A 23,878-nucleotide genomic window follows, 5' to 3' on the forward strand; every position below is an offset into this window, starting at 1 on the left:
ATGACAACGGGATAGAGAACGCCCGTCCTTACCATTATTCCCGTAATTTTGAGAGTCAACGAACCATGGTGCTTCGCTTGAAGAAGCAACTTCGTCGCTTTTTTGTGATGACAGTTGCCGTACTCGGTCTGGCCACGGCAGTCACGGCCCAGGTGGAAGACAACACCCATCAACCTTACAAAGGGTTTAGCTGGGGCTATTGCACATACTACGCCGCGCAGGTTTTCGACCGCTTTGCGGCGGCGGAAGGCGGCATTGACTGGCGCGGCAACGGCGGCATGTGGCTGCGCGCCGCACAGGAAAAAGGCTGGCAGACGAGTACCAACCCGCGCGATGCGCGCGTGGGCGCCATCATCGTCTGGCAAAATGACGGTCGGGGACACGTCGGCGTTGTGGATGACGTGTATCCAGATGGCATCCTCATCAGCGAGATGAACTGGCGCGTCAACAGCGATGGCGACGCCACGGGTGGTTTCAACCGCATCAGCCAGTCGTTTTTGCCGTTTTCGACCAACCTCGACCGTGGCGTGCGGCGGCGGTACTTTTTTGCCGGATTCATCTTCCCGGAAAGGGCGGCAACGGCGCGCAAAAGCTTTTCCACGCAGGACGCACGTGGGAGGGGCCGCCAGATTCGGACGGTGGATGCCGTTTCGCGGCCGCGTGTCGTCCGCAAGGGCCGCCCCTAGAGCGACCCGACCTGGGATAAGGCGGTTTTCCGGCCTCGAACCTTCCCCCCCTGGGACAGGTGTTTTTCTGAGCTTTCCGCAGCCTGCGCGGCTGGGTTAGCCTCTTTTTGTGTGCTGACCTGCACGGTTACGTCGGTCTCCACAGGGTCGTATCGTGCGGCCCGGGACGCGGGCGGTTTGGATGGTCAAAAGGGGAGAAGTTTCATGAGCACCACCCCGTTGCCCCTTTGGACACGCGAGGTCTCCGCCCGGCGTTCAGCCTGGTATCTTGGGCTGACGACGTTCAGCATCCTCGTGCTCGAACTGGCCGCCATCCGGTGGATTGGCTCGCAAATCCGGGTCTTCGCCTACTTTGCCAACCTGGTACTCATGGCGGTTTTCCTTGGGATGGGCCTTGGGGTGGCCCTTGGCCGCCGGTATCCGCATCTTTTCGAGTGGGTGTTCCCGGCGCTGCTCGTCCTGGCCGCAGTTCTGGCTTTGTCCAAGCAGGTCGGGCTGATGGACTTGGGATTCCCTGACCCATCCATCAGCCTCTGGGGAGCTGATGTCAGGATGGTGTCTTTCGGCCAGTTCTGTCTGGCGACGCTGGTTGTCGTTGGACTGTTCTGGCTGGTGGCACTGGTGTTTTTGCTCATGGCCATTCCGGTGGGCTGGTGGTTCGGGCAGCTTCCGCCCCTGCGGGCTTATACCTATGACCTGCTTGGCTCACTCCTCGGCGTGCTGGCGTTCACCGCGGTGGCGGCGCTGCACCTGCCACCGGCCGTCTGGTTCGGACTGGGGTTGCTTCCGCTCGCCTGGGTCAGCCGCCGGTGGTGGGCAGCGTTCGGCATCGGCGTCATCCTGCTGACCGGCTGGGCCAGCCAGGGGGCTTACTTTTCGCCCTACAACCGCATTGATCTTGCAACCGACGATTTTTTCACCGGGGAGGGCCAGCCCCCCAACCCGGTTGCGCGCCCGGAATACAAGCTCAGTGTCAACCGGGACTTTCACCAGCACCTGCTCGATCTTTCCACCGCCACGGTCAGCCAGGAACCGCCCGATGCACTCCGGGCGCGGATTCAGAAAATCTACGAAATCCCGTTCCGTCTTACGTCGCGGCGCGACCGCGCCCTGGTCGTCGGGGCCGGCACGGGCAACGATGCCGCCGCTGCCCTGCGGGCCGGATTTGCCCACGTTTCCTGTGTCGAAATCGATCCGGTGATTTTACGCCTGGGGCGTGAGAAACACCCGGAACAACCATACACCCGCCCCAACGTCCGGCTCATCAACAACGATGCCCGCGCCTACTTCGAGCAAAACCATACCGACCAGTACGATGTCGTCTGCTACGGACTCGTGGACTCCCACGCCATGTTCTCGGCCCTGTCCACGCTCCGTCTGGACAACTACCTCTACACGGTCGAGGGGCTTCGTTCCGGCTGGAAGCACGTCGCACCGGGCGGCATCATGTCCGTTTCCTTCTCGGTTTTCGCCGGCGACTGGATGCTCTACCGCCTCAACAACACCCTTCTGGAGGCGACCGGCCTTCAGCCTTTGGTGATTCTGCACGGCTATAACTACGGGGTGACGTTTCTCGTAGGGCGCGAACTGATGCCCCAGACGGTGCAGGCCACAACGGGCTTTCCGGTTCACGTCCTCCCTGAAATGGAAATCCGCATTCCAACCGACGACTGGCCGTTTCTTTATCTGCGCCCCAATACGGTGCCCTATGCCTACCTGACCGTTCTGACGCTGATCCTCGTCACGGCCCTGGTGGCTGTCCGGCAGACGTTCGGGGCCGACCTGCTCACCTCGCGCCGGTTTGACCCGGTGCTGTTTCTGATGGGTGCGGCCTTTCTGTTGCTTGAAACGCGGATGGTCACGGAGTTGGGTCTGCTCTTTGGTTCGACGTGGGTCGTCAACGCCTCCGTTTTTGCCGGCGTTCTTGTCATGGTGCTGCTGGCCAACGGCTACGTCATCCGGCGGACGGCCTCCCGGATTCAGCCGTGGTACGTCCCCTTGGTCATATCCCTGCTCGCGGTGTAGTGGTTGGGGGCTGGGACGCTCAATCAGTTTTCGCTACTGACGCGCGGCATCCTGGGCGGACTGCTCTTTGCCCTGCCGGTGTTTTTTGCCGGGGTCATCGTCTCCACCCTTCTGAAGCGGGCCCAGGATGTCCCCGGTGCGCTGGGATCCAACATCCTGGGTTCAGTGGTCGGCGGCTGCCTGGAATACCTTTCGATGTACGCGGGGTTACGCAAGATGACCTTGCTGGCGATGGCGCTCTACCTGACGGCGTATCTCATTCTGGCGCGGCAGGCGGCCCAGCCGGAAGCGGCTGAAGCAGCGCTTCCCCGCGAAGCCGATGCCTGATGGGGTCAGAACGGACACCCTAGCGACGGGGCAGGGCAACGGGCGCTTCCGCCACCTCCGCTGCCGGCTTCAACCCCTGAGTCAGTTTCCGAATGTCACTTTCTTCCAGGGTTTCGCGTTCAAGTAACTCGCGGGTACAACGCTCCAGCACCTCGCGGTTGCTTTCGAGAATGCGGTAGGCACGCTCAAAAGCGCCCATGACAATGTCCCGGATGGCTTGGTCAATCCGCGCCTGCGTGGACTCGGCCACCCGGCATCCGCCCGGCGCCAACTCCGGCACGTCCAGAAAACGCGGCTTCTGCGCCTCAAAGGCAACATAGCCCAGCCCTTCGTCCATGCCGTAACGGGTGATCATGTCGCGGGCAATGTCGGTTGCCCGCGCCAGGTCATCGGCCGCGCCCGTCGAAATTTCCCCAAACACGAGCTTTTCGGCTGCCCGGCCGCCCAACAGCACGGCAATTTTGTTTTCCAAATCGGCGCGTGTCATCAGAAACCGGTCTTCGGTTGGCCGCTGCAAGGTGTACCCAAGCGCCCCAATCCCACGGGGAATGATCGAAATCTTGTGGACGGCATCCGCCCCCGGCAAAGCCAGCGCGACCAGTGCATGCCCGATTTCGTGATAGGCCACGGTTTCGCGCTCTCTGGGGTTGATGACGCGGTTTTTCTTTTCCAGACCGGCCACCAGGCGCTCCAGCGCCACCGTAAAATCCACCAGCTCGACCGCTGCCGCCTTGCGCCGGGTTGCCGCCAGTGCGGCTTCATTGACGAGATTGGCCAGATCAGCACCGGAAAAACCGGTCGTCAACGCGGCGACCTGCTCCAGGTCGAGACCGGGTGCCAGCGTGATCTTCCTGGCGTGAACTTTGAGAATCTCCAGCCGTCCCTTCTTGTCGGGACGGTCCACGAGCACCTGCCGGTCAAACCGGCCGGCGCGCAGCAGCGCCGGGTCAAGAATCTCCGGTCGGTTGGTTGCCGCCAGAATGATCAGGCCCACTGACGTATCGAAACCATCCATTTCAGTCAGCAACTGATTGAGCGTCTGCTCGCGCTCGTCGTGTCCGACCAGCGGGCCGCCCGCGCCGCGCGCCCGTCCCAGCGCATCCAGTTCGTCAATGAAAATGATCGCCGGTGCGTGCGTGCGCGCCTGCTCAAACAGATCACGTACCCGGGCAGCGCCCACTCCGACAAACATTTCAATGAACTCCGAACCCGAAATCGAGAAAAACGGCACGCCGGCTTCACCGGCAACGGCCTTGGCCAGCAGGGTTTTGCCGGTGCCCGGCGGGCCCACCAGCAGCACCCCCTTGGGAATCCGCGCGCCCAGACGACCATATTCCTGCGGCGCTTTCAGAAAGTTGACGACTTCCTCCAGTTCGGCTTTGGCTTCATCCACCCCTGCCACGTCGCCAAACGTCACGCCGGTTTTTTTCTCGACATACACCTTGGCGCGGCTCCTGCCGACGCTCATGAAGCCGCCCATGCCCTGCTTTTCAGCAAACCGCCGGAACAGGAAAAACCACACCCCGAAGAAGACCAAAACCGGCAGCACCCACGAAAGCAGGTCACGCACCCAGGTGCTTTCCACGATGCGGCTGTACCGGACGCCATACCCCGACAACCGCTCGGCCAGTTCCGGCTCCACCCGCGTCGCCGCAATCGAGGTCTTGCCGCGATTGTCCGGCGCTTTCAACCGCCCGGTTATCGTCCTGTCCGTGACGATGACCTCCTCCACCCGCCCTTCCGCCAGGGCCTTTTCAAACTCACTGTAAGGAACGGGCTCGACGGTACTTACCCGCTGCCAGTACTCCTGGAACACCAGCAGCGCCAGAATGGCCACCATCCAGTATCCGAAATTCCAGCGACTTTCCTGCTTCATCCCTGATTCGTCCTTGACAACGCGGGGCGTGGTGGCTGGTGCAGACGTACCCTGCCACAGCTATGCCTCGTCTCCCAAAGGTAACAAAAAACGCCGCCCCTGGAGCGGTGTTTCGGGCGGCGTGCTGAACTTCGGCGGCTCCGCAACCGCCTAACTCTCAATGGGAATGGGACGCCCCCGCTGCGGCCGGCTCGGCGTCCGCTTGCCAATCGTCAACGTCAGGACACCGTTCCTGAAACTGGCCTTGATATTGTCAGCATCCGCATCGTCGGGCAGGTTGAGCATCCGCTGAAAAGCGCCATACGTACGCTCGATCCGATGCTGCTGCCCGTCTTTGTACTCCTGCTCGTGGCGCTTTTCGCCCTGAATGTACAGCACGTCTTCGTCCAGCGTGATGTTGACATCCTTCGGCTCTACACCGGGTAGCTCCAGTGCAATGTGGTAGTGCGTCTCTGTTTCGTGAATGTCGAGCGCCGGGCGGAGCAGCCCCTGCCAGTCGGAAGCCGGCCAGTCCGGCATTGTCATGGATGGCCACGCCAGTCCAAAGTTGCGCAACGCCTCGTTGAACAGCCGGTCAATCTCGCGTTGCAGTTGCACCACCGGCAAAAAGGGCGTGGGAGGAGCAGGTTCTGCCGTCCCGCGCGATGTCCCCGAAGACTCTGCTTTGCGGACCGGGAGCGTTGTCGGTTGGGTTTCCTGTTCTTTCCTGAACCAGTTCCAGGGGGCCAGTTTTTTCAGGTCCATGGCAGTTCTCCTCGATATGAAAGTCCTGTCTGTAAACATACACCCGGTGAATAGCGAATAGCGAATAGCAAGGCGGTTTGGCCCCTTCGCTGAAGCTCGTCATCAAAGCTCGTCGTCGTTCCCCCAGCCTGAATTTTGGCGGTCAACGGTGAAGCGGTTCGGGCAACCGGAGTGGATGGACGCGCCGGGCTGCTTTACGGCGGAGCCGGCTTTTTCTGTGGCAGCCGCAATCTGGTGGCTACCGTTGAAACCAGCTTCCGAGCAGCGTGACGAGACCCAGCAGGGCAAAGACAGCGGCGGCCACGGCGTGAACCAGCTTCATCGGGATTTTGGACGCCAGCCTGTCCCCGACAAAGATGGCGGGCACGTCGGCGATGAGCATCCCCAGGGTGGTGCCAAGGATGACCATCCAGGGCGCGGCATAGTGGGCGGCAAGGGCCACGGTGGCGATCTGGGTTTTGTCACCCATTTCCACGAGGAAAAACGTCAGCAGCGTTGCACCGAAGACACCGAAGCGCCGGGCAACCTGGGTTTCTTCCTCTTCGATGCGGTCAGGGATGAGCGTCCAGATAGCCATGCCGATAAAGGACAGACCAAGCACCCAGCGCAGCACATCAGGGCTGACGACGCGGGTGAGCCAGGCTCCCAGCGCACCGGCCAGTCCGTGGTTGAGCAGGGTGGCCACCAGGATGCCCAGAATGATGGGCAACGGCTTTTTGAACCGCGCCGCAAGGATGAAGGCGAGAAGCTGGGTTTTGTCGCCGATCTCCGCCAGTGCGACAACGGCCGTTGAAACGAGAAGGGATTCCATGGAGAGCCTGAAGGGAAAGCCCGGAGTGGTGCCTTGCCGGGATGCCCGGCATCCGCCTCTGGGAGATGTCGCCAGGAACGGCGGCCGGGCAGCCCGAAAGCCTACATATCAGGGCTATCGGGGCGCGTTCAAGAAAAGAGCGCGGCGTATGCAGCAGCCTCACATCAAGCTGGCGTCCTGGGAGGGCGGGCTTCCAGCCCGCCAAGGACGTGGGCGGGACGCCCGCGCTCCCAGGCATTCACCCGTGGCCACCGTGGATTTGTCGCAGGCGATCACCGGCCCGGGCAGGGACATCTGGGCCTTCAATAGTTATGCTCGAAGTGTATGTAGCGAACTGGTTGAGTCCGGCAGGAGGCATGAAGGTGGTTGGCTGGATTCTGGTGGCGTTAGCGACCACGGCGGTTGCTGTGTGGACAGCGGGCTATTGGCGCTGGTCATACAAAACACGGGTGCTGCTGCAGCGGCTCGAAGCCGCCCGGGTGAACACCCCGCCCGCGCGTTTCGACCTTCGCGAGCTCGACGGCTTGCCCGAGCCGGTAGCCCGGCACCTGCGGCAGGTCTTGCCGGAGGGTGCATCAATCATCCGTGCGGCTGATGTGGTGCACGCCGGCACCTTCAACCTGAGCCAAACCGACGAACAGTGGAAGCCATTCACTTCACGGCAGAGGGTTGTCACGCAACGGCCGGGTTTCGTCTGGGACGGAAGGGTGGCAATGGCACCGGGACTGGCCGTGCATGTGCACGACGCCTACGTGGATGGCGAAGGCATCCTCGAGCCCGCCATCCTGGGGCTGTTCACCCTGGTGAATCTTCGGGATCGCGGCGAGGTGGCGCGGGGTGAGTTGGTGCGTTTCATGGCAGAGGCTGCCTGGTACCCCACCGCCCTGCTCCCGAGTCAGGGCATGTGCTGGGAACCCATCGACGACCGAAGCGCGCGCGCCACACTCAGCGATGGGGATGTCCGACTGACCATGACGTTCCATTTCGGCAACGACGGTCTCATCGCCACGATCCGCGCCGAGGACCGTGGGCGTACCGTCGGCGACCGGGTTATCCCGACCCCGTGGGAAGGAAGAATGTTCGACTACCAGCGGCGTCAGGGACTGCTCGTCCCGATCCGGGGAGAGGTGGCCTGGCTGACCCCGGAAGGCCGGCTGCCATACTGGCGCGGCACGATCAAGGAACTCAGATTCGAGTATTGACCCGGATCATCGGATCGCTGTCATGTCGCCTGGACTGCCAATCCAAACGCGATAGACAACCGATGGTCATGACGCAGCGGTTCGGCCTGAAGACCCAAAAGTTCACAGGGTGTCGTTACCGGACTCAACTCACGCCTGCACCGGTGGGCAGGATGCACTGGTTGTGGGGTCAATGTACCTGATTGGCCCATTCTGGATTGGGCCATCCTGGTGAGAGAACGCGGCCTATTGTTCCAGGCGTTTCTGCCGATGAACACCCGAAGCCCTGATGGGCGGGACTTGATGACTGGAACGCTCCCCGGCGCAGGGGTGGCTGGCAAGCAAAAAGGGCCCGGAAACTATCCGCGCCCTTGGAAGTGGTGGAGATGGAGGGAGTCGAACCCTCGTCCGTGAACCTTCGGCGCCGGAGACTACGTGCGTAGTCGCTTCCGTTGTATCTCGTACCCCGGCCGCCGGAACAGCGACCTGAAGCCGCCGGGATACCAGCCCAGTGCTATCTCGCGGTGACGCCCCAGGCGTAACATCACCACCAGCTCGTGAACGTCACGCCCGCTTCATTCGGCACGAGCCACCAAATGAGCAGACGGCTCAGCAGTGATTAGGCTGCGAGAGCGAATTCCTGCGTTTCGGCAGGTAATGGTTTCCACGCTTTTTGACGAGCGGCATGGTCGCCCGGCACGCCTCACGTGCACCTCACAATGTCCACGTCGAAACCGTGTCATCCCCACATTCTCAAAGAGCCATGTGCTGCCCGACAGCACAGCCATCCGCAACTATACCACAGATGTGTATGCCCACCACACCAAGCCTGACCTGAAAACCCGGCCGGCAACTGGCAGCCACACCGGGCAGCTACCCTGCCCCTGATGGCTACGGCTGGCAGTGATTCGTGAAATACAGGGCCGGCGCGTGCTATCGTTGCCCCAACTCCCGATTTTGTGTCGTGTCTGCACGCTTCATGGATATTCAGCACATCCGCAATTTCTCCATTATCGCCCACATTGATCACGGCAAATCCACGCTGGCCGACCGCCTGCTCGAACGCACCGGCGCCCTGACCCAACGTGAGATGGCCGAGCAGGTTCTCGACGCCATGGACCTCGAACGGGAGCGTGGCATCACCATCAAGGCCCACGCCGTCCGTCTCAACTACCGGGCGCGCAACGGCGAAGACTATGTCCTGAACCTTATTGACACCCCGGGCCACGTGGACTTCAGCTACGAAGTCTCGCGCTCGCTGGCCGCATGTGAAGGCGCACTCGTCGTCGTGGACGCCACCCAGGGCGTCGAAGCCCAGACGCTCGCCAACGCCTACCTGGCGCTCGAAAACAATCTCGAAATGTTCCCGGTCATCAACAAGATTGACCTGCCATCGGCCGAACCGGAGCGCGTGCTGTCCCAGATCGAACAGGTCATCGGGCTTGACCCCACACATGCCGTTCTCGCCAGCGCCAAGACGGGCGTGGGGACGGAAGAACTCCTTGAACGCATCGTGGAAAAAATCCCGCCCCCGCAGGGTGACCGCAACGCCCCGCTCAAGGCGCTTATTTTCGATTCCTGGTTTGACAGCTACAAAGGTGTCATCGTGCTCGTCCGGGTCGTGGATGGCGTGCTGCGACCGGGGATGAAAATCCGCTTCATGGCCACGGGCCGCGACTACGAAGTGGAAGGCGTCGGCGTCATGACGCCCAAGATGCGTGAAATCAGTGAACTGGGCGCCGGAGAAGTCGGCTTCTTCTTCTCCAACATTAAAACCGTCGCCGACGTGCGCATCGGCGACACGGTGACCGAAGCAGCCCGTCCAGCCGCCGAGCCGTTGCCCGGCTTCCAGGAAGTCAAGCCCATGGTCTTTGCCGGGCTGTACCCGGTTGAAAGTGACCAGTACGAAGCCCTGCGCGACGCGCTCGACAAGCTGCGCCTCAATGACTCGTCCTTTCTCTACGAACCGGAACACTCCGCCGCCCTCGGCTTTGGCTTTCGCTGTGGCTTCCTCGGACTGCTCCACATGGAAATCGTCCAGGAACGACTCGAACGGGAGTTCGGCCTTGACCTCATCACCACGGCGCCCAGTGTCCGCTTTGATGTCTATCTGACGAACGGTGAGAAGCTCACCATTGACAGCCCCTCCAAGCTGCCCGATCCGGCCAAGATCGAGCGCATCGAGGAACCCATCATCCGCGCCACCATCATGACGCAGGATGATTACCTTGGTCCAATCCTGACCCTGCTCGACGAAAAACGCGGCGTTCAGCGTGGCTTTGACTACATCGGCGAAAAGCGCGTCATGCTGACTTACGACATTCCGCTGCTCGAAGTCGTTCTCGACTTCTTTGACCGGCTGAAATCCGTATCACGCGGCTATGCTTCGCTCGATTACCACCTGAAAGGTTACGAACCGGCCGATCTCGTCAAGCTCGATGTTCTGGTTTCCGGTGAGCCGGTGGATGCACTGTCGCTCATCATTCACCGCGACAACGCCTACACCCGCGGACGCGCCCTTGCCGAGAAAATGAAGGAACTCATCCCCCGGCAACTTTTCGAGGTGCCCATTCAGGCAGCCATTGGAAACCGGGTCATTGCCCGCGAAACCGTCAAGGCCATGGGCAAGAATGTCCTCGCCAAATGCTACGGCGGTGACATCACGCGCAAGAAGAAACTGCTCGAAAAGCAGAAGGAAGGGAAAAAGCGCATGAAAAAGGTTGGGCGCGTGGATATTCCGCAGGAAGCTTTTCTGGCCGTGCTGCGCGTTGGTGACAACAAGTGAAAGCGCGTCAATTCTTATAACGCACCCGATGAGGCGATTTTGCACCACGCACAAGGCAGTCCCTGCATGGCTGCCTTTTCAGCGCGCATAAACCCGGTAATCCATCTCCGGGAAAATCGTGTCGCGTTTCTCCACTTCGGCCAGCCAGTCTTCATCCACCGTCTCGCTGGTGAGCATTTCATACAGGCGGGTGAAGCGGTGGATGTGGTCACGGAAGCGCTTCTCGGCATACTGGACCATGGTTTTGTTGGTAATGATGAACGCCCAGTCGCTTGACTGCGCCAGCAACAGTTCCCGCGCCGCCTGATTGAGCGCCCGGTGCACAAGCGGACTGCCCGGTGTGGGAAACCGCCGGGCCAGTTCCTCCATGCGCCGTTCGGCCTGGTGCTGGTGGCGATACATCCACTGCGTATCCCGGTTGAGCCAAACCCGGTTGTAACCCTCTGCGCCCCACGACGAAGCCGATGGCACCTGGGGCTGGTTGTGGGGAAACATCTGCAGGTAGTCGCTCGGTGTGGCCAGAACGACCTCATCCTGGTCAAAGTGGATTTTGCGGATGAGGAAGTCCAGAAACTGCGGCCCCTCATACCACCAGTGACCGTACAGCTCGGCATCGTAGGGCGACACCACCAGCGGGGCGCGCCCGATGACCGTCCGCAGGTGGCGCATCTGGGCCTGCCGGGAAGCGAGAAAATGCCCGGCGTGTTCGGCGGCGGTTTCAGTGGCCCAGGCCGGTATGTAGGGCTGCTTGTGGTGCAGGTCCACCTTGCCCGTGACGCGAAAGTATTTGATGCCGATGTTGCGGCGCACCCCGTCCGCGTGCAGGTAGGGCTTGATGTAGTCGTAGTCGGCTTCATAGCCCAGGTCTTTGTAAAACTCCCGGTAGTTGGGATGGCCCGGATAACCGACCAGTGAACTCCAGACCTGCTCGCTGGTTTCCACATCGCGGGCAAAGGCCGCAACGCCCGAAGGGGTGATGGTCGGCGCAAAGATGCCCCGCGCCGGCCGCGGCGAACCAAACATGATGCTGTGCGAGTCCACGATAAAGTAGCGCAAGCCGACTTCGGCCAGCAGCGCATCAATGCCCGGTTCGTAAGCACATTCTGCCAGCCAGATGCCGGAGGGCAACCGGCCGAAATGCTTTTCGTAGTTGCGTACCGCAACCCGGATTTGCGCCCGCCGCGCCGATTCATAGCGCATCAGTGGCAAAAACCCGTGTGTGGCACAACAGGTGATGATCTCCAGCACGCCCTCATCCTGCAATCGCCGGAAAGCGCCAACCAGATCACGGTGATAGACGTTTTCATACAGGTTTTGGACAGCACGGAAGTGTTCGTGGTGCGCCTGTGCCGCCGGAGCAAAGGGAGTGCCTTTGGTACGAACGATTTCCTTCTCGGCCAGCTCGACGAGTTTGCCCAGATGACGGACGTACCGCTCGCGCAAAAGGTCATCCACGAGCATTTCGCACAGCGGCGGCGTCAGGGTCATGGTCAGCCGGACGCGCACCCCAGCCCGGTGCAGGCTCTCGAAAACGAACAACAGCGGGACGTAGGTTTCACTGATGGCTTCGTAGAGCCAGTCTTCCTCCAGAAACTCCGGGTATTCTGGATGCCGCACAAACGGCAGGTGGGCATGCAGAATCAGTGACAGAAATCCGGTGGTCATGCGTAGGGTATGGACTGAAACGGCTTTACCGTTGTCTCCCGAATGGCTTGCCGTAGCGGTATGGTGCTCTCCACCGAACCGGCAACCAGCCCGGTGGCTGCCTGGAGGCGGGCATCAGATGTGAATGGGACTGCCAAAAACTCCGTGCGCCGCCTCCATAACTGACTCCGATAGGGTTGGATGGGCGTGAATCGTGCGCACAAGTTCTTCGGTTGTCAGTTCACCACGGAGCGCGACACAGGCTTCGGCAATCAGCTCTGTGGCGCGGGGGCCGATGATGTGGACGCCCAGAATTTCGTCATACTTCGCATCGCTGACGATTTTCACCATGCCTTCCGTCCGCCCCAGAATCCGCGCCTTGCCGCTGGCGGCAAAGGGAAAGGAACCAACTTTGACCTCGTAGCCCCGTTCGCGGGCTTTGGCTTCGGTCAGGCCGACGCTGGCGACTTCCGGCTCGCAGTAGGTGCAGCTTGGCACACGGTCATAGTTGATGGGCTCGGTGGTGTGTCCGGCCATGTGTTCGACCGCCACGATGCCTTCCGCCGAGGCAACGTGGGCCAGCCAGGGGGTGTTGATGACATCCCCGATGGCATACACATTCGGTTCTGCCGTTTGCAAGAAGCCATTGACTGCGATGTAACCACCCTTTTCCACCACGGCCCTGGTGTTTTCGAGGCCAATTCCATCGCTGATGGGGCGTCGCCCGACGGCCACCAACAGTTTTTCGGTTTGCAACGTGGTGCGTTCACCCTGCCCATCCACAAGTGTCACCGCTACGCCCTGGTCATTGACCTTGGCAGCTTCACATTTGGTGCTGGTTTTGACCGTGATTTTCTGCGCCCGTAGTGCGCGCTCCAGTTCGGCGCTGATGGCGGCGTCCTCGATGGGCAGCACACGCGGCAGCATTTCGACGAGCGTCGTTTGAACGCCAAAGCGCGTCATGACGGAAGCAAACTCCACACCTACCGCGCCGGCCCCAAGAATGACGATGGAAGCCGGCAGCTCCGTCATCTCCAAGGCATGGTCGCTGTTGATGATACGCACACCATCGGTCGGAAAGAGCGGAATGTCCCGCGGCACCGAACCCGTGGCCACCAGAATGAACCGCGCCGTGAGGTATTCCTTTGTATCGCCATTGGTCACGCTGACGGTGTGCGGGTCCTCGATAAAGCCAAAGCCCTTGAAGACGTTGACCTTGTTTTTGTTCATCAGGTACTCGACACCCTTGGCCGATTTGATCACAATTTTGTGCTTGTATTTCCGCACGCCCTCGTAATCGAGTTTCACATCCGAAACGATCACGCCATAGTCAGCCGCGTGTTTGGACTGCTCATAGATGGTCGCACTTTCGAGCAGCGCCTTGGTGGGAATGCAGCCGCGCAGCAGGCACGTCCCACCCAGATGTTTGTCCTTTTCGACAATAGCCACACTCAGCCCAAGCTGCGCCGCCCGGATGGCCGCCACATAACCACCCGGCCCGGCGCCGATAATCACCACATCAAAGGAAGCGTTGGAAGAACTCACGGTTATGCCTCATATCACGGGATGGCAGACGGACCGGGGAGCAGCCAGCACTGCATTTTTCCGGAGTTGGGAAGGCGCTTGGACGGGAAGCCCGGCATGCTGGGGGCGCCTGTGACCCGATAGCCACCATCCGACATCATCAGACATCATCAGAATGGAAAAAACGGATGCCAAGCGGCATCCGTTTTGTATGGGGAGGGTTGGCTGGGAGACAGGGATTCGAACCCCGATACTCTGGTCCAGAGCCAGATGTCCTACCATTGAACGATCTCCCAACAAGGACTGACCGCAGCCAGCAGTGGCTATGCTGGCTGAAAAGCCCCCGGAAAGTCAACCCAAACCTCACCTGAAACTGGCTATCCGCTTGACAAAACACACCTGTGCAGCCATATCCCACCTCTGGCACTTTTGGCTCCATGTGGTATGGATGAAGGGCCCGCACAAGTTCTCCACAGGAATTTCAGGAATTGTACCAATGGACAAAGTCGCGCTCATCACGGGCATCACCGGACAGGACGGCTCCTACCTGACCGAGTTGCTGATCGCCAAGGGGTATGCTGTCCACGGCATCGTTCGGCGCAGCAGTTCGTTTTCCACGGGACGCATTGACCACCTGTACCGTGACCCGCATGACCCACTGCGTCAACTCACCCTGCATTACGGCGATCTGGCTGACAGCACCAGCCTGCGGCGCATCCTTGAAGCCGTCCAGCCGGATGAAATCTACAATCTCGCTGCACAGTCACACGTCAAGGTATCCTTCGAGCAGGCGGAGTACACCGGCGATGTCGTCGCCACCGGAACGTTACGGTTGCTGGAATCCATGCGGGATGTCGTGGCCCGTACCGGCAAGCCCATCCGCTACTACCAGGCCGGTTCATCGGAAATGTTTGGTGCAGCCCCGCCACCGCAAAGCGAAGCCACGCTGTTCTATCCCCGCAGTCCTTATGCCGTGGCCAAAGTGGCTGCCTACTGGTACACTGTCAACTACCGCGAAGCCTACGGCCTTTTTGCCTGCAACGGTATCCTGTTCAACCACGAGAGCGAACGACGGGGCGAGACCTTTGTGACGCGCAAGATTACGCGCGCCGTCGGGCGTATCAAATACGGGCTTCAGAAAAAACTCTACCTGGGCAACCTCGACGCCAAGCGTGACTGGGGCTTTGCCGGCGATTACGTCGAAGCCATGTGGCGGATGCTCCAGCAGGCAGCCCCGGATGACTACGTCATCGCCACGGGTGAAGCTCACTCGGTACGGGAGTTTCTCGAAGCGGCGTTTGCCCACGTGGAGCTCGACTGGCGGGATTACGTCGAGATTGACCCACGGTATTTTCGCCCGACGGAAGTCGATCACCTGCTTGGCGACGCCAGCAAGGCGCGGCAACATCTGGGCTGGCAACCACAGGTTTCCTTCCCGGCGCTTGTCGCCCGCATGGTTGACCATGATCTGGAATTGGCACGGCGCGAAGCCCTTGTGCGCGCCTCCCTCTGAATGACGGGGTTTGCCCTATGGAAAAAGACGCCAGAATCTATGTGGCCGGACACCGGGGACTGGTCGGTTCAGCCATCGTACGCAGGCTCCGCGCGGAGGGCTTTACGAACCTGCTTCTGCGAACGCGGGCGGAACTTGATCTGACACGGCAGACGGAAGTTGAAGCCTTTTTTGCCGCTGAACGTCCGGCGTATGTCTTTCTGGCGGCAGCCAAGGTCGGCGGCATCCTGGCCAATGACACCTACGGCGGGGATTTCATCCGGGACAATCTTCTTATCCAGACGCATGTCATCGAAGCTGCCCGCCAGACCGATGTCCAGAAACTCCTGTTCCTCGGCTCGTCCTGTATCTATCCCAAGTTTGCACCACAGCCGATGCCGGAGAATTGCCTGCTGACCGGCATTCTGGAACCGACCAATGAGCCTTATGCCGTGGCCAAGATTGCCGGGCTGACGATGGTCAAAGCATACCGAAAACAGTATGGTTTCAACGGCATCTCATTGATGCCAACGAACTTGTACGGTCCGGGCGACAACTTTGACCTGACCTCGTCGCACGTTCTGGCGGCGCTTCTGCGGAAGTTTCACGAAGCCAGGCTGACCAGCGCCCCTACTGTTACCGTGTGGGGCACCGGGAAACCACGCCGCGAGTTTCTTCACGTGGACGATCTGGCGGATGCGGCTTTGTTTCTCATGCAACGCTACGAAAGTGAAGACCCCATCAATGTTGGCGTCGGTGAAGACATCTCCATTGGTGAGCTGGCGATGATGATCCGCGACATCGTGGGTTATACCGGCGACATCATCTACGACACGGCAAAGCCGGACGGCACGCCGCGCAAACTGCTCGATGTCTCCCGGCTGCATGCCCTGGGCTGGCAGGCCCGGATCGGACTTCGCGAAGGAATTGCGGCAACTTATGCCTGGTATTGCGCTCACCATGGCGGATGAAATGCACACCATACCGGAAGGTGTCTCACCGGAGCGTCCACAACGCCTGCCCTTCGTTGCGGATCGGGATGTGCCGTTGTTTCGGGCGCAGTTGACCGTGGCGCTGGCAAACCACGGGATAGCCATGGATGCCGCGCAGGTGACGGCACTCGTCACCCACTACCATCTGCTTGGTGAGGCGAACAATCGGTTCAACCTGACCCGGTTGATAGCTCCCGCCGAGGCCGTTCGCTGGCACTACCTCGATGTTCTGGCAGCACTACCGTGTTTGACGGCTCCTGATTTACCGGATCGGTGGGTGGACATCGGCTCCGGCGGTGGTTTTCCTGGACTGGTTCTGGCTGTCGCGCGCCCGGACTGGCAGTTTATTCTCACCGAACGGCGCGCCAAAAAAGCGGCGTTTCTTCGCCACTGTGTGGCTGAACTTGATCTTGGCAGGCGGGTTCAGGTCTTTGCCGGCGACATCGAACCGGGCACCGTCAGGCGGGCGCTGAGTTCCTGCGGGACGGATGTTTCACGTGAAACGTGCGGTATCCTGGCGCGGGCTGTCGAGGACGGCCCGCGCCGTCTGCCACGGCTGTTGCGTGTGTCCCCCTTTGTGAGCGCTGCCTTCTGGTTCGGACAGGAAGATGCCCGGGCACTGGCCAGCCGTTTGCCTCCAACCTGGGAACTACGCCAGCACCACCCGCTCCCGACGGGAGACCGGCGTGCAGTCATTCTGCTAACCCGGCGCACCAACTAATCCTTTTACGCTCCCCCGGCGGCTGCGCTACAATGCCCCTCCGGGTAGCCAACACAGGCAGCTAACACAGGTAGCCAACAGAAACAGCCAAATGGTTACAGCGGAACTGGCGGAAGCCGGAAGTCGCTGCCGGGTGTTTCACGTTTCACATTTTGAGCACGAACAAGGGGGACGGCATGGGGAAAATCATCGCCGTTGCCAACCAGAAAGGCGGCGTTGGCAAGACGACGACAGCCATCAATCTGGCGGCAAGCCTGGCTGTCAATGACCAGCGGACACTCCTCGTGGACGCCGATCCACAGGCCAATGCCAGCAGTGGCGTCGGCATCCGGCGTGGTACGCTGCGGCGCACGCTCTACCATGCCCTCATTTTGGATGAACCGCTGCACAATATCATCCAGACCACGGAACTGCCGGCGCTCCAGGTTGCGCCAGCCGACCGCAACCTGGCCGGAGCAGAAGTCGAACTCGTCAACCTCGAAGAACGCGAATTCGTCCTGCGCCGGGTACTTGAAAATCATCGGCAGCAATACGACTACATCATCATTGACTGCCCGCCCAGCCTGGGACTGTTGACCATCAACGCCCTCAGTGCTGCTGACTCTGTCCTGGTGCCAATCCAGTGCGAATACTTTGCCCTGGAGGGTGTATCGGAGCTGCTCGACACCCTGGCGCGCATCCGGCGCAGCTTCAACCCAACCCTGGCCATCGAGGGTTTTCTGCTCACCATGTTCGATGAGCGGACGAATCTTTCCAACCAGGTCATGGCCGATTTGCGGGACTTTTACGGCAAACAGGTCTTCGATACGGTCATCACCCGCAACATCCGTCTTGCCGAAGCGCCAAGCCACGGGAAGCCCATCATCCTCTACGACATCAAGTCGCGGGGGGCAAATGCCTACCTACAACTCGCCAAGGAGGTCATCTCGCATGACAACCAGAAGGGCGCTTGGACGCGGACTGAGCGCGCTGCTTCCTGAACGTACGCCACCCGCCAGCGAAACCCTGCTCGAACTCGACATCGAGCGTATCCTGCCCAACCTGGAGCAACCGCGCGTCACGTTCCACGAAGGAAAGCTTGAGGAACTGGCACAGTCCATCCGGGAACACGGTCTGCTTCAGCCCATCGTCGTACGGCCACAGGGCGACAACTTCCAGATCATTGCCGGTGAACGCCGGTGGCGGGCCGCCCAACGGGCAGGACTGCACCGCATTCCGGCGGTGGTGCGGGAAGTCCCCGACGGGCAACTGCTTGAACTGGCGCTGGTCGAAAACATTCAACGTGAAGACCTGACGCCCATCGAGGAAGCCCAGGCCTACCGCCGCCTGATGGACGAGTTGGGACTGACCCAGGAACAGGTGGCCGCCCGGTTGGGCAAGGACCGGGCCACCATCGCCAATGCCATCCGGCTGCTCCGGCTTCCGCCTGACATTCAAAAACTGGTTGAAGACCGCCTGCTCAGTCCCGGTCATGCTCGTGCCTTGCTCGCTCTGGAAAATGAGGCGCTCCAGCGGCGTGTCGCCGAAGGCGTCATCGAGCGGGGGTTGTCTGTCCGCGAAACCGAGCGTTTCGTCAAACGTGTCCTGCGTGGCGAGCCGGTTCTCGTGGGCAACGTCCATCCGACGGATCCGAATGTCAAGTTTGCCGAGTCCAAGCTCTCCAAACTGCTCGGCACAAAAGTTCGCATTGTCGGACGGGGACGCGGCGGCTGCATCGAAATCGAATACTACAGTGCAGAAGACCTCGACCGGCTCTACAACCGGCTGCTACGGCTGACTGACAGCCAGTGAACCGACCGTCTGTGAGCGGCAGGCTGTTTCACGTGAAACACCGGCTGCAATGCGTCGCCCACTTCACCACGGCATTCCCCTGTGGTTACAATCCGCGGCTTCGATGTAACCCGACACTTGGACGCATGTCCTCTGGGAGGCTCCTGGCCCATGGCCTCTGCACCTGAAGCAACAGCGACACTGGTCGTCACCCCTGAACTTCTGGCTGTTCACCGTCTGACATCCGAGGAGTATGCCCGGCTGTGCCAACTTCTGGGACGCACACCAACCCTGGTTGAACTGGGCATATTCTCGGTTATGTGGTCTGAACACTGCTCGTACAAGTCTTCACGGACGTACCTGAAGACGCTTCCGACGACAGGGCCGCGGGTGGTACAGGGACCCGGCGAAAATGCCGGTATCCTTGATATTGGCGAAGGCTGGTGTATCGCCTTCAAGATTGAGTCACACAACCACCCTTCATTCATTGAGCCCTTTCAGGGGGCTGCCACCGGCGTCGGCGGTATTCTGCGCGATGTCTTTACCATGGGGGCGCGTCCCGTTGCCCTGCTCAACTCCCTGCGCTTTGGTCCACTTGATGCACCCCGGCACGGCCCGCGCAACCGGGCGCTTCTGGACGGGGTCGTACGTGGAATTGCCCACTACGGCAATGCTTTTGGCTGCCCAACCATCGGTGGCGAGGTCTATTTCGAGGACTGTTACAGCCTGAATCCGCTCGTCAATGCCTTTGCCTTGGGGCTTGTTCGTCATGACCAGATTTTTTTGGGCAAGGCGGCTGGGATTGGCAACCCCGTCATGTACGTCGGCGCGAAGACCGGACGTGATGGCATTCACGGCGCGACCATGGCCTCGGCCGAGTTTGACGACAACGCCCTTGCCAAACGCCCAACCGTCCAGGTTGGCGATCCGTTCTGCGAAAAACTGTTGCTCGAAGCCTGTCTCGAAGCCATGCGGGCTGGTTGCATTGTCGGCATTCAGGATATGGGCGCGGCCGGGCTGACCTCTTCCAGTTGCGAAATGGGTGCCCGTGCCGGAACCGGTATTGACCTGGAGCTGTCCCACGTCCCGCAGCGCGAAACCGGCATGACACCTTATGAAATCATGCTCTCGGAGTCGCAGGAACGCATGCTGCTGGTGGCCGACAGCGGGCGGGAGCGGGAAGTACAGGAGATATTTGCCAAGTGGGGGCTTTCAGCCGTCGTCGTCGGGCGCGTCACCGATACCCAACGGTTGCGGGTCTATCACCACGGCCGGATCGTTGCTGACATTCCAAACCGGTTTCTCACCGATGACGCACCGCGTTACGAACGCCCGGCAGCCCCTCCGGCCGGGTGGATTGCGGATGCCGCCGCCCGTCAGTCCGCCCGGGAAGCCGAGCTGGCCCGGATATTTCCCGTGGCCGAACGGCGGCTCTCTGCCGCACAAATCCAGACTGACCTGCGACAGTTGCTCGGCTCGCCCAACCTCGCTTCACGACAGTGGATTTACCGGCAGTACGATCACATGGTGCGCACAAACACCATCGTCCTGCCCGGAGCCGATGCCGCCGTCATCCGCATCAAGGAAACCCGCAAGGCAGTGGCCATGACGCTCGACGGCAACGGACGCTACGTAGCCATTGACCCCCGCCGTGGAGCCGCTCTGGCCGTTGCCGAAGCCTGCCGCAACCTGGTGGCCGTCGGCGCTGAACCCATCGGATTGACCAACTGCCTCAACTTTGCCTCTCCAGAGCGCCCGGAAGTGATGTGGCAACTCCGGGAAGCCATTGCCGGTATGGGAGAGGCGGCAGCGTTCTTCGCCACGCCCATCGTCAGCGGCAACGTCAGTCTCTACAACGAAACAGAAGGGCACGGCGTCTTCCCGACCCCAGTCATTGGTGCAGTTGGTCTCATCGAGGATGTGCGGCTGGTCATCCCCCCCCGCACGCTGGACGAAGGGGCCGCCGTGTACGTGTTGGGCGCAACCGGCGAAGACTTGGGCGGCACAGAGTATCTCCGACAACGTTTCGGCGTGATCACCGGTCCGTTGCCGGTGCTGAATCTGGACGCGGAACGCCGACTCCAGCACTGCGTCCTGGAGGGCGCACAGCAACGCCTGTGGGCAGCCGCACACGACTGTTCAGACGGCGGGCTGTTGGTGGCGCTTGCTGAACTGTGTTTTTCTAGCCACGGTAAAGCCCTGTCTGGTATGGATTTATGCCTTTCAGCCGAAGCCCCTGGACTTTCCCGGGCCGGACTTCTGTTCGGCGAAACACCCGGACGGATGCTGGTTGTGGTTGCGGCATCCCACCGCGCTGAAGCGGAAGCGCTCTGTCAGAAGCATCAGGTTCCATGCCATCCGCTGGGCATCGTTCGCGGCAACCGGTTTACGGTTACGCTGGATGGTGAACTGGCGCTCGATGAACCCGTCGCAGAACTGGAGCACCTCTGGCGGACGGCACTGTGCCTGTAGCCCCTGCCTTGTCCCAACAGGCAGCGATTGCAGGGCGCTTTCAGAACGTCAGCCGGTGCTCTTGAGGCCGCTCGAAATGGCGTTGATGGTCAACAGCAAGTCCACCAGCAGACTTTCGCTTTGCGTGTCATCCGATGCCGCGCGGGCCGCGCGCCATGTCTTGAGAAGTTCAATCTGCCGCTGGTGCAGCGCCGCCAGCCCGGCCCGCCGGAGTTGCATGGTGAGTGCCGTCCGCTGGCGACGTTCGGTAAGCGGTACGCCAAAAACCTGCTCGACGCCGCGGCGCGTCCGCTCGAACTCAGCCAGAATGGTTGAAAGCACGGTCGTTCGGGCGATGGTATCAGGCACCAGCTCCGCATAGGCCTGCATCCAGGCCGCATCGGCCAGAAGAAGCTGACTGCCGGCATTCATCAGAAGCAACCGGGTTGGATACCACCGCATGGCGTCCTGGCGCAGTTGGGTCAGCCACGCCGGATGGTGCGTGGCCAGCATGTCCAGCGCCGTGCCAAGTCCGTACCAGCCGGAGAGAAAAAACCGTGCCTGGCTCCAACTGAAAACCCAGGGAATGGCGCGCAGGTCAGCTAGGGTACGCTTTCCGGTACGGCGTGACGGGCGCGATCCGATTCGGCTGGCCTCAATGGCGTCTATCGGCGTGGCGTGGGCAAAAAATTCCAGAAAGCCGGGTAGTTCCAGCAACGCCCGGTAGGCGCGGTGACTTTCGTCGGCGAGGAAGTCAAGCACCGGTTCAAGGGGGTGGGGCGTTTTCGCAGTGGATTGCGCCAACAGGTAGGTTTCAAGCATCCCAGATGTGAGCAGTTCGAGTTCATAAGTGGCCGTGATGAGGTTGGCATACTTTTGTGAAATCGTTTCGCCCTGCTCCGTCAGCCGCAGGCGTCCTGACACTGACTCCGGCGGCAGAGCGTTGAGAAAGCGATGGGTGGGGCCGGCGCCCCGGCTCGGCGTGCCACCACGACCGTGAAAGAAGCGCAGCAGTACGCCACGCGCCTGTGCCACAGCCGACAATACCTGCTGGGCCCGGTAAAGCCCCCACAGACTGGCAACAGCGCCGGCGTCCTTGTTGCTGTCGCTGTAACCAATCATGACCTGCTGCACAGGCGGCTGTCCGGGGCGCTGCATCCAGGCCAGACTGCGGCGCGTCATCGGATGGTCCAGAAAAGCTGACAGAATGTCCGGGCTGTGCCGCAAATCATCGAGGGTTTCAAAAAGCGGAACAACCGGCAGCGGGCATACCAGTCCGTCGGACGTGGAGATGGTGAGCCCGGCTTCACGTGCCAGCCCGTACACAGCCAGGAGATCGGAAGTCGCGCGGGTCATGCTCACAATCAGCGCGCCCAGCCCTGACCAACCGTATTGCTGGCCGTACTCAGCCGCCACCTGCAGGGCGCCAACCACACGCCCAGCGGCATCACCAGGCGGTGCGCCAAGTACGGCCAACGGTCGCGTCTGGGCCAGTTCCGTTTCCCAAAACGCGCAGCGGCGGGCTTCATCCCACTGGTCATATTCGGCTTCTACGCCAGCGGCCCGGAGCCATTCGACAACCGCCTGTTCATGCACGGCGCTGTTTTGCCGGATGTCAAGTACCGCCAAGTGAAATCCAAACGTTTCCACCAGACGGAGCAGCGGCCAGACTTCTGATTCACACAACCGTTTTGCGCCAACCGCAAGCAACGTCTCGCCCAGCAGGCGCAGATCGGCAGCCAGCTCCGATGCCGCAGTGTAGGGCTGGCGCGCTGTCGGCCAGCCCAGTTCTGCGCCTGGCAGGCGGGCCAGCATGACGTTGACCGCCTGCCGCCACGACTCGTAAGGGTTTCGCTCCAGCGCCGACTGGAGAACCGGGTCATGCGCTTCCCGTGCCGTGGACAGGTACGCCATCAGCGCCGCCGGCGGCGACTGGCGACGATCCGAAAGGCTCATCCGCGCTGCCAGTTCGGTCAGCCGGGAACGGAACAACCGCAGTGCAGCCTGGCGGAGCGTGTGCAGAGACTCACGGGTCGTTTCCGGGGTGACGAGCGGGTGGCCATCACGATCCCCTCCAACCCATGTGCCAAAGGTGATATGCGGCAGGTGTGCCGGGTCTGTCGGGCGCATCGCAGCCTCCATCCCCAGTTCATCCCAGGCATCGAGCAAGTGCCGGTCCATCCAGCCAATGGCTTCTGGCAGGGTGGTTGTCAGGTAATGGAGAACGTTGCGGAGTTCGTCGGCGACCGTCGGTTTTTCGAGATAAATTTCACCGGTCCGCCACAGACGCTCCAGTTCGCGTTTGATCTCGTCCCGGATGGCGCGGCGTTCATTGGGCGTCCACACCGAGTTTTCGAGCTTGACCAGAAGCAGGTAAAGCCGCCGGTGGTGCTCCAGTACGGTCGCCCGCTTGGCCTCAGTGGGATGGGCGGTCAAAACCGGTTCGACATGAAGCTGCGCGAGCGCCGTCAGGATGTCTGCCGCAGACCGTCCCCGGCGACGTAGCTTGTGCAGCACCGCGCCCCACAGCCCCGGTTCGGCAGCACAGCCGGCGCTGGCTTCAAGCGCCCGCCGGTTTTGCGCGGCGGCATTTTCTTCGGCCATGTTGAGCAGTTGGAAAACCACCGAGCAGGCCTGGACAAAACGCTCATGGGAGGTATCTGGCAGGGGCGCCGTTTCCTCTATCGGAAGGGACTGCGCCAGCTCTGGAGCACCTGTCTCCGACAAAACCTCCTGAAAACACGCCACGAGAAACCGATAGTCGCGCTCAGCACGGGCCAGATCGGCCAGCGCCGATGAAGCTGTAGGCACAGTCATGACCTTTTATGCCTCCCTTTCCCTGCCGAAGT

Annotated in this window: 17 protein-coding genes, 1 tRNA gene and 1 other RNA gene; 11 read left to right on the forward strand and 8 right to left on the reverse strand. The window is 61.1% G+C overall.

The features are described 5' to 3' along the window. The first annotated feature begins 65 nt into the window (after positions 1–65). From J8C05_RS10845 to J8C05_RS10855, 3 genes are all read left to right on the forward strand, one after another. Positions 66–686: a CHAP domain-containing protein gene (locus J8C05_RS10845; RefSeq protein ID WP_211422183.1), complete on the forward strand. Its 621-nt coding sequence runs from the start codon at positions 66–68 to the stop codon at positions 684–686. A gap of 204 nt (positions 687–890) precedes the next feature. Beyond that, positions 891–2,711 carry a spermidine synthase family protein gene (locus J8C05_RS10850; protein WP_211422184.1) on the forward strand — a complete coding sequence of 607 codons (1,821 nt, stop codon included), beginning with the start codon at positions 891–893 and terminating at the stop codon, positions 2,709–2,711. Between the two features lie 3 nt (positions 2,712–2,714). Further along, positions 2,715–3,038, forward strand: coding sequence for a hypothetical protein (locus J8C05_RS10855; RefSeq protein WP_211422185.1), 324 nt, complete (start codon positions 2,715–2,717; stop codon positions 3,036–3,038). A gap of 19 nt (positions 3,039–3,057) precedes the next feature. Here the strand turns inward: J8C05_RS10855 and ftsH are convergent, their stop codons facing one another. From ftsH to J8C05_RS10870, 3 genes are all read right to left on the reverse strand, one after another. Further along, a complete protein-coding gene (gene ftsH, locus J8C05_RS10860) occupies positions 3,058–4,914 on the reverse strand; it encodes an ATP-dependent zinc metalloprotease FtsH (protein WP_211422186.1) in 1,857 nt (618 codons plus the stop codon). Between the two features lie 150 nt (positions 4,915–5,064). After that, positions 5,065–5,658: an Hsp20/alpha crystallin family protein gene (locus tag J8C05_RS10865; protein ID WP_211422187.1), complete on the reverse strand. Its 594-nt coding sequence runs from the start codon at positions 5,656–5,658 to the stop codon at positions 5,065–5,067. Between the two features lie 238 nt (positions 5,659–5,896). Beyond that, the gene (locus J8C05_RS10870; RefSeq protein WP_211422188.1) at positions 5,897–6,469 is read right to left on the reverse strand and encodes a TMEM165/GDT1 family protein; all 573 of its coding nucleotides are present in this window, start codon (positions 6,467–6,469) and stop codon (positions 5,897–5,899) included. A gap of 311 nt (positions 6,470–6,780) precedes the next feature. Here J8C05_RS10870 and J8C05_RS10875 point away from each other — a divergent pair, with 311 nt between their 5' ends. After that, the gene (locus J8C05_RS10875; RefSeq protein WP_246840699.1) at positions 6,781–7,671 is read left to right on the forward strand and encodes a DUF6920 family protein; all 891 of its coding nucleotides are present in this window, start codon (positions 6,781–6,783) and stop codon (positions 7,669–7,671) included. A 357-nt stretch (positions 7,672–8,028) separates the two neighbouring features. Here J8C05_RS10875 and ssrA read toward each other — a convergent pair. Further along, positions 8,029–8,397: a transfer-messenger RNA gene (gene ssrA, locus J8C05_RS10880) on the reverse strand. 232 nt (positions 8,398–8,629) lie between these two features. Between ssrA and lepA the strand changes: the two genes are divergently transcribed. Continuing rightward, complete coding sequence (gene lepA, locus J8C05_RS10885; protein WP_211423254.1) at positions 8,630–10,435, forward strand: translation elongation factor 4; 1,806 nt, start codon at positions 8,630–8,632, stop codon at positions 10,433–10,435. Between the two features lie 78 nt (positions 10,436–10,513). Here lepA and J8C05_RS10890 read toward each other — a convergent pair whose 3' ends face one another. The 3 genes from J8C05_RS10890 to J8C05_RS10900 form a co-directional block, all read right to left on the reverse strand. Further along, positions 10,514–12,100, reverse strand: a complete 1,587-nt coding sequence (locus J8C05_RS10890) for a glycoside hydrolase family 57 protein (RefSeq protein WP_211422189.1) — start codon at positions 12,098–12,100, stop codon at positions 10,514–10,516. 114 nt (positions 12,101–12,214) lie between these two features. Next, complete coding sequence (lpdA, locus tag J8C05_RS10895) at positions 12,215–13,624, reverse strand: dihydrolipoyl dehydrogenase (protein ID WP_211422190.1); 1,410 nt, start codon at positions 13,622–13,624, stop codon at positions 12,215–12,217. A gap of 201 nt (positions 13,625–13,825) precedes the next feature. Beyond that, positions 13,826–13,899, reverse strand: a tRNA-Gln gene (locus J8C05_RS10900). Between the two features lie 200 nt (positions 13,900–14,099). Here J8C05_RS10900 and gmd point away from each other — a divergent pair. The 6 genes from gmd (at position 14,100) to purL (ending at position 21,050) form a co-directional block, all read left to right on the forward strand. Further along, positions 14,100–15,116 carry a GDP-mannose 4,6-dehydratase gene (gene gmd / locus J8C05_RS10905; RefSeq protein ID WP_211422191.1) on the forward strand — a complete coding sequence of 339 codons (1,017 nt, stop codon included), beginning with the start codon at positions 14,100–14,102 and terminating at the stop codon, positions 15,114–15,116. A gap of 17 nt (positions 15,117–15,133) precedes the next feature. After that, complete coding sequence (locus J8C05_RS10910; RefSeq protein ID WP_211422192.1) at positions 15,134–16,066, forward strand: GDP-L-fucose synthase family protein; 933 nt, start codon at positions 15,134–15,136, stop codon at positions 16,064–16,066. Beyond that, positions 16,035–16,808 (forward strand): 16S rRNA (guanine(527)-N(7))-methyltransferase RsmG, encoded by a 774-nt coding sequence (locus J8C05_RS10915; RefSeq protein ID WP_211422193.1) that lies wholly within the window; start codon positions 16,035–16,037, stop codon positions 16,806–16,808. The genes J8C05_RS10910 and J8C05_RS10915 overlap by 32 nt, the downstream gene beginning before the upstream one ends. A 176-nt stretch (positions 16,809–16,984) precedes the next feature. After that, a complete protein-coding gene (locus tag J8C05_RS10920) occupies positions 16,985–17,788 on the forward strand; it encodes a ParA family protein (RefSeq protein WP_211422194.1) in 804 nt (267 codons plus the stop codon). Further along, a complete protein-coding gene (locus J8C05_RS10925; protein ID WP_211422195.1) occupies positions 17,739–18,599 on the forward strand; it encodes a ParB/RepB/Spo0J family partition protein in 861 nt (286 codons plus the stop codon). The genes J8C05_RS10920 and J8C05_RS10925 overlap by 50 nt, the downstream gene beginning before the upstream one ends. A gap of 150 nt (positions 18,600–18,749) precedes the next feature. Further along, complete coding sequence (purL, locus tag J8C05_RS10930) at positions 18,750–21,050, forward strand: phosphoribosylformylglycinamidine synthase subunit PurL (RefSeq protein ID WP_211422196.1); 2,301 nt, start codon at positions 18,750–18,752, stop codon at positions 21,048–21,050. A gap of 48 nt (positions 21,051–21,098) precedes the next feature. Here purL and J8C05_RS10935 read toward each other — a convergent pair whose 3' ends face one another. After that, on the reverse strand, positions 21,099–23,846 hold the full coding sequence (locus tag J8C05_RS10935; RefSeq protein WP_211422197.1) for a phosphoenolpyruvate carboxylase: 2,748 nt from the start codon (positions 23,844–23,846) through the stop codon (positions 21,099–21,101). Positions 23,847–23,878 lie beyond the last annotated feature (32 nt).

Source organism: Chloracidobacterium sp. N, from assembly GCF_018304765.1.
GTDB classification, from domain to species: Bacteria; Acidobacteriota; Blastocatellia; order Chloracidobacteriales; family Chloracidobacteriaceae; genus Chloracidobacterium; species Chloracidobacterium aggregatum.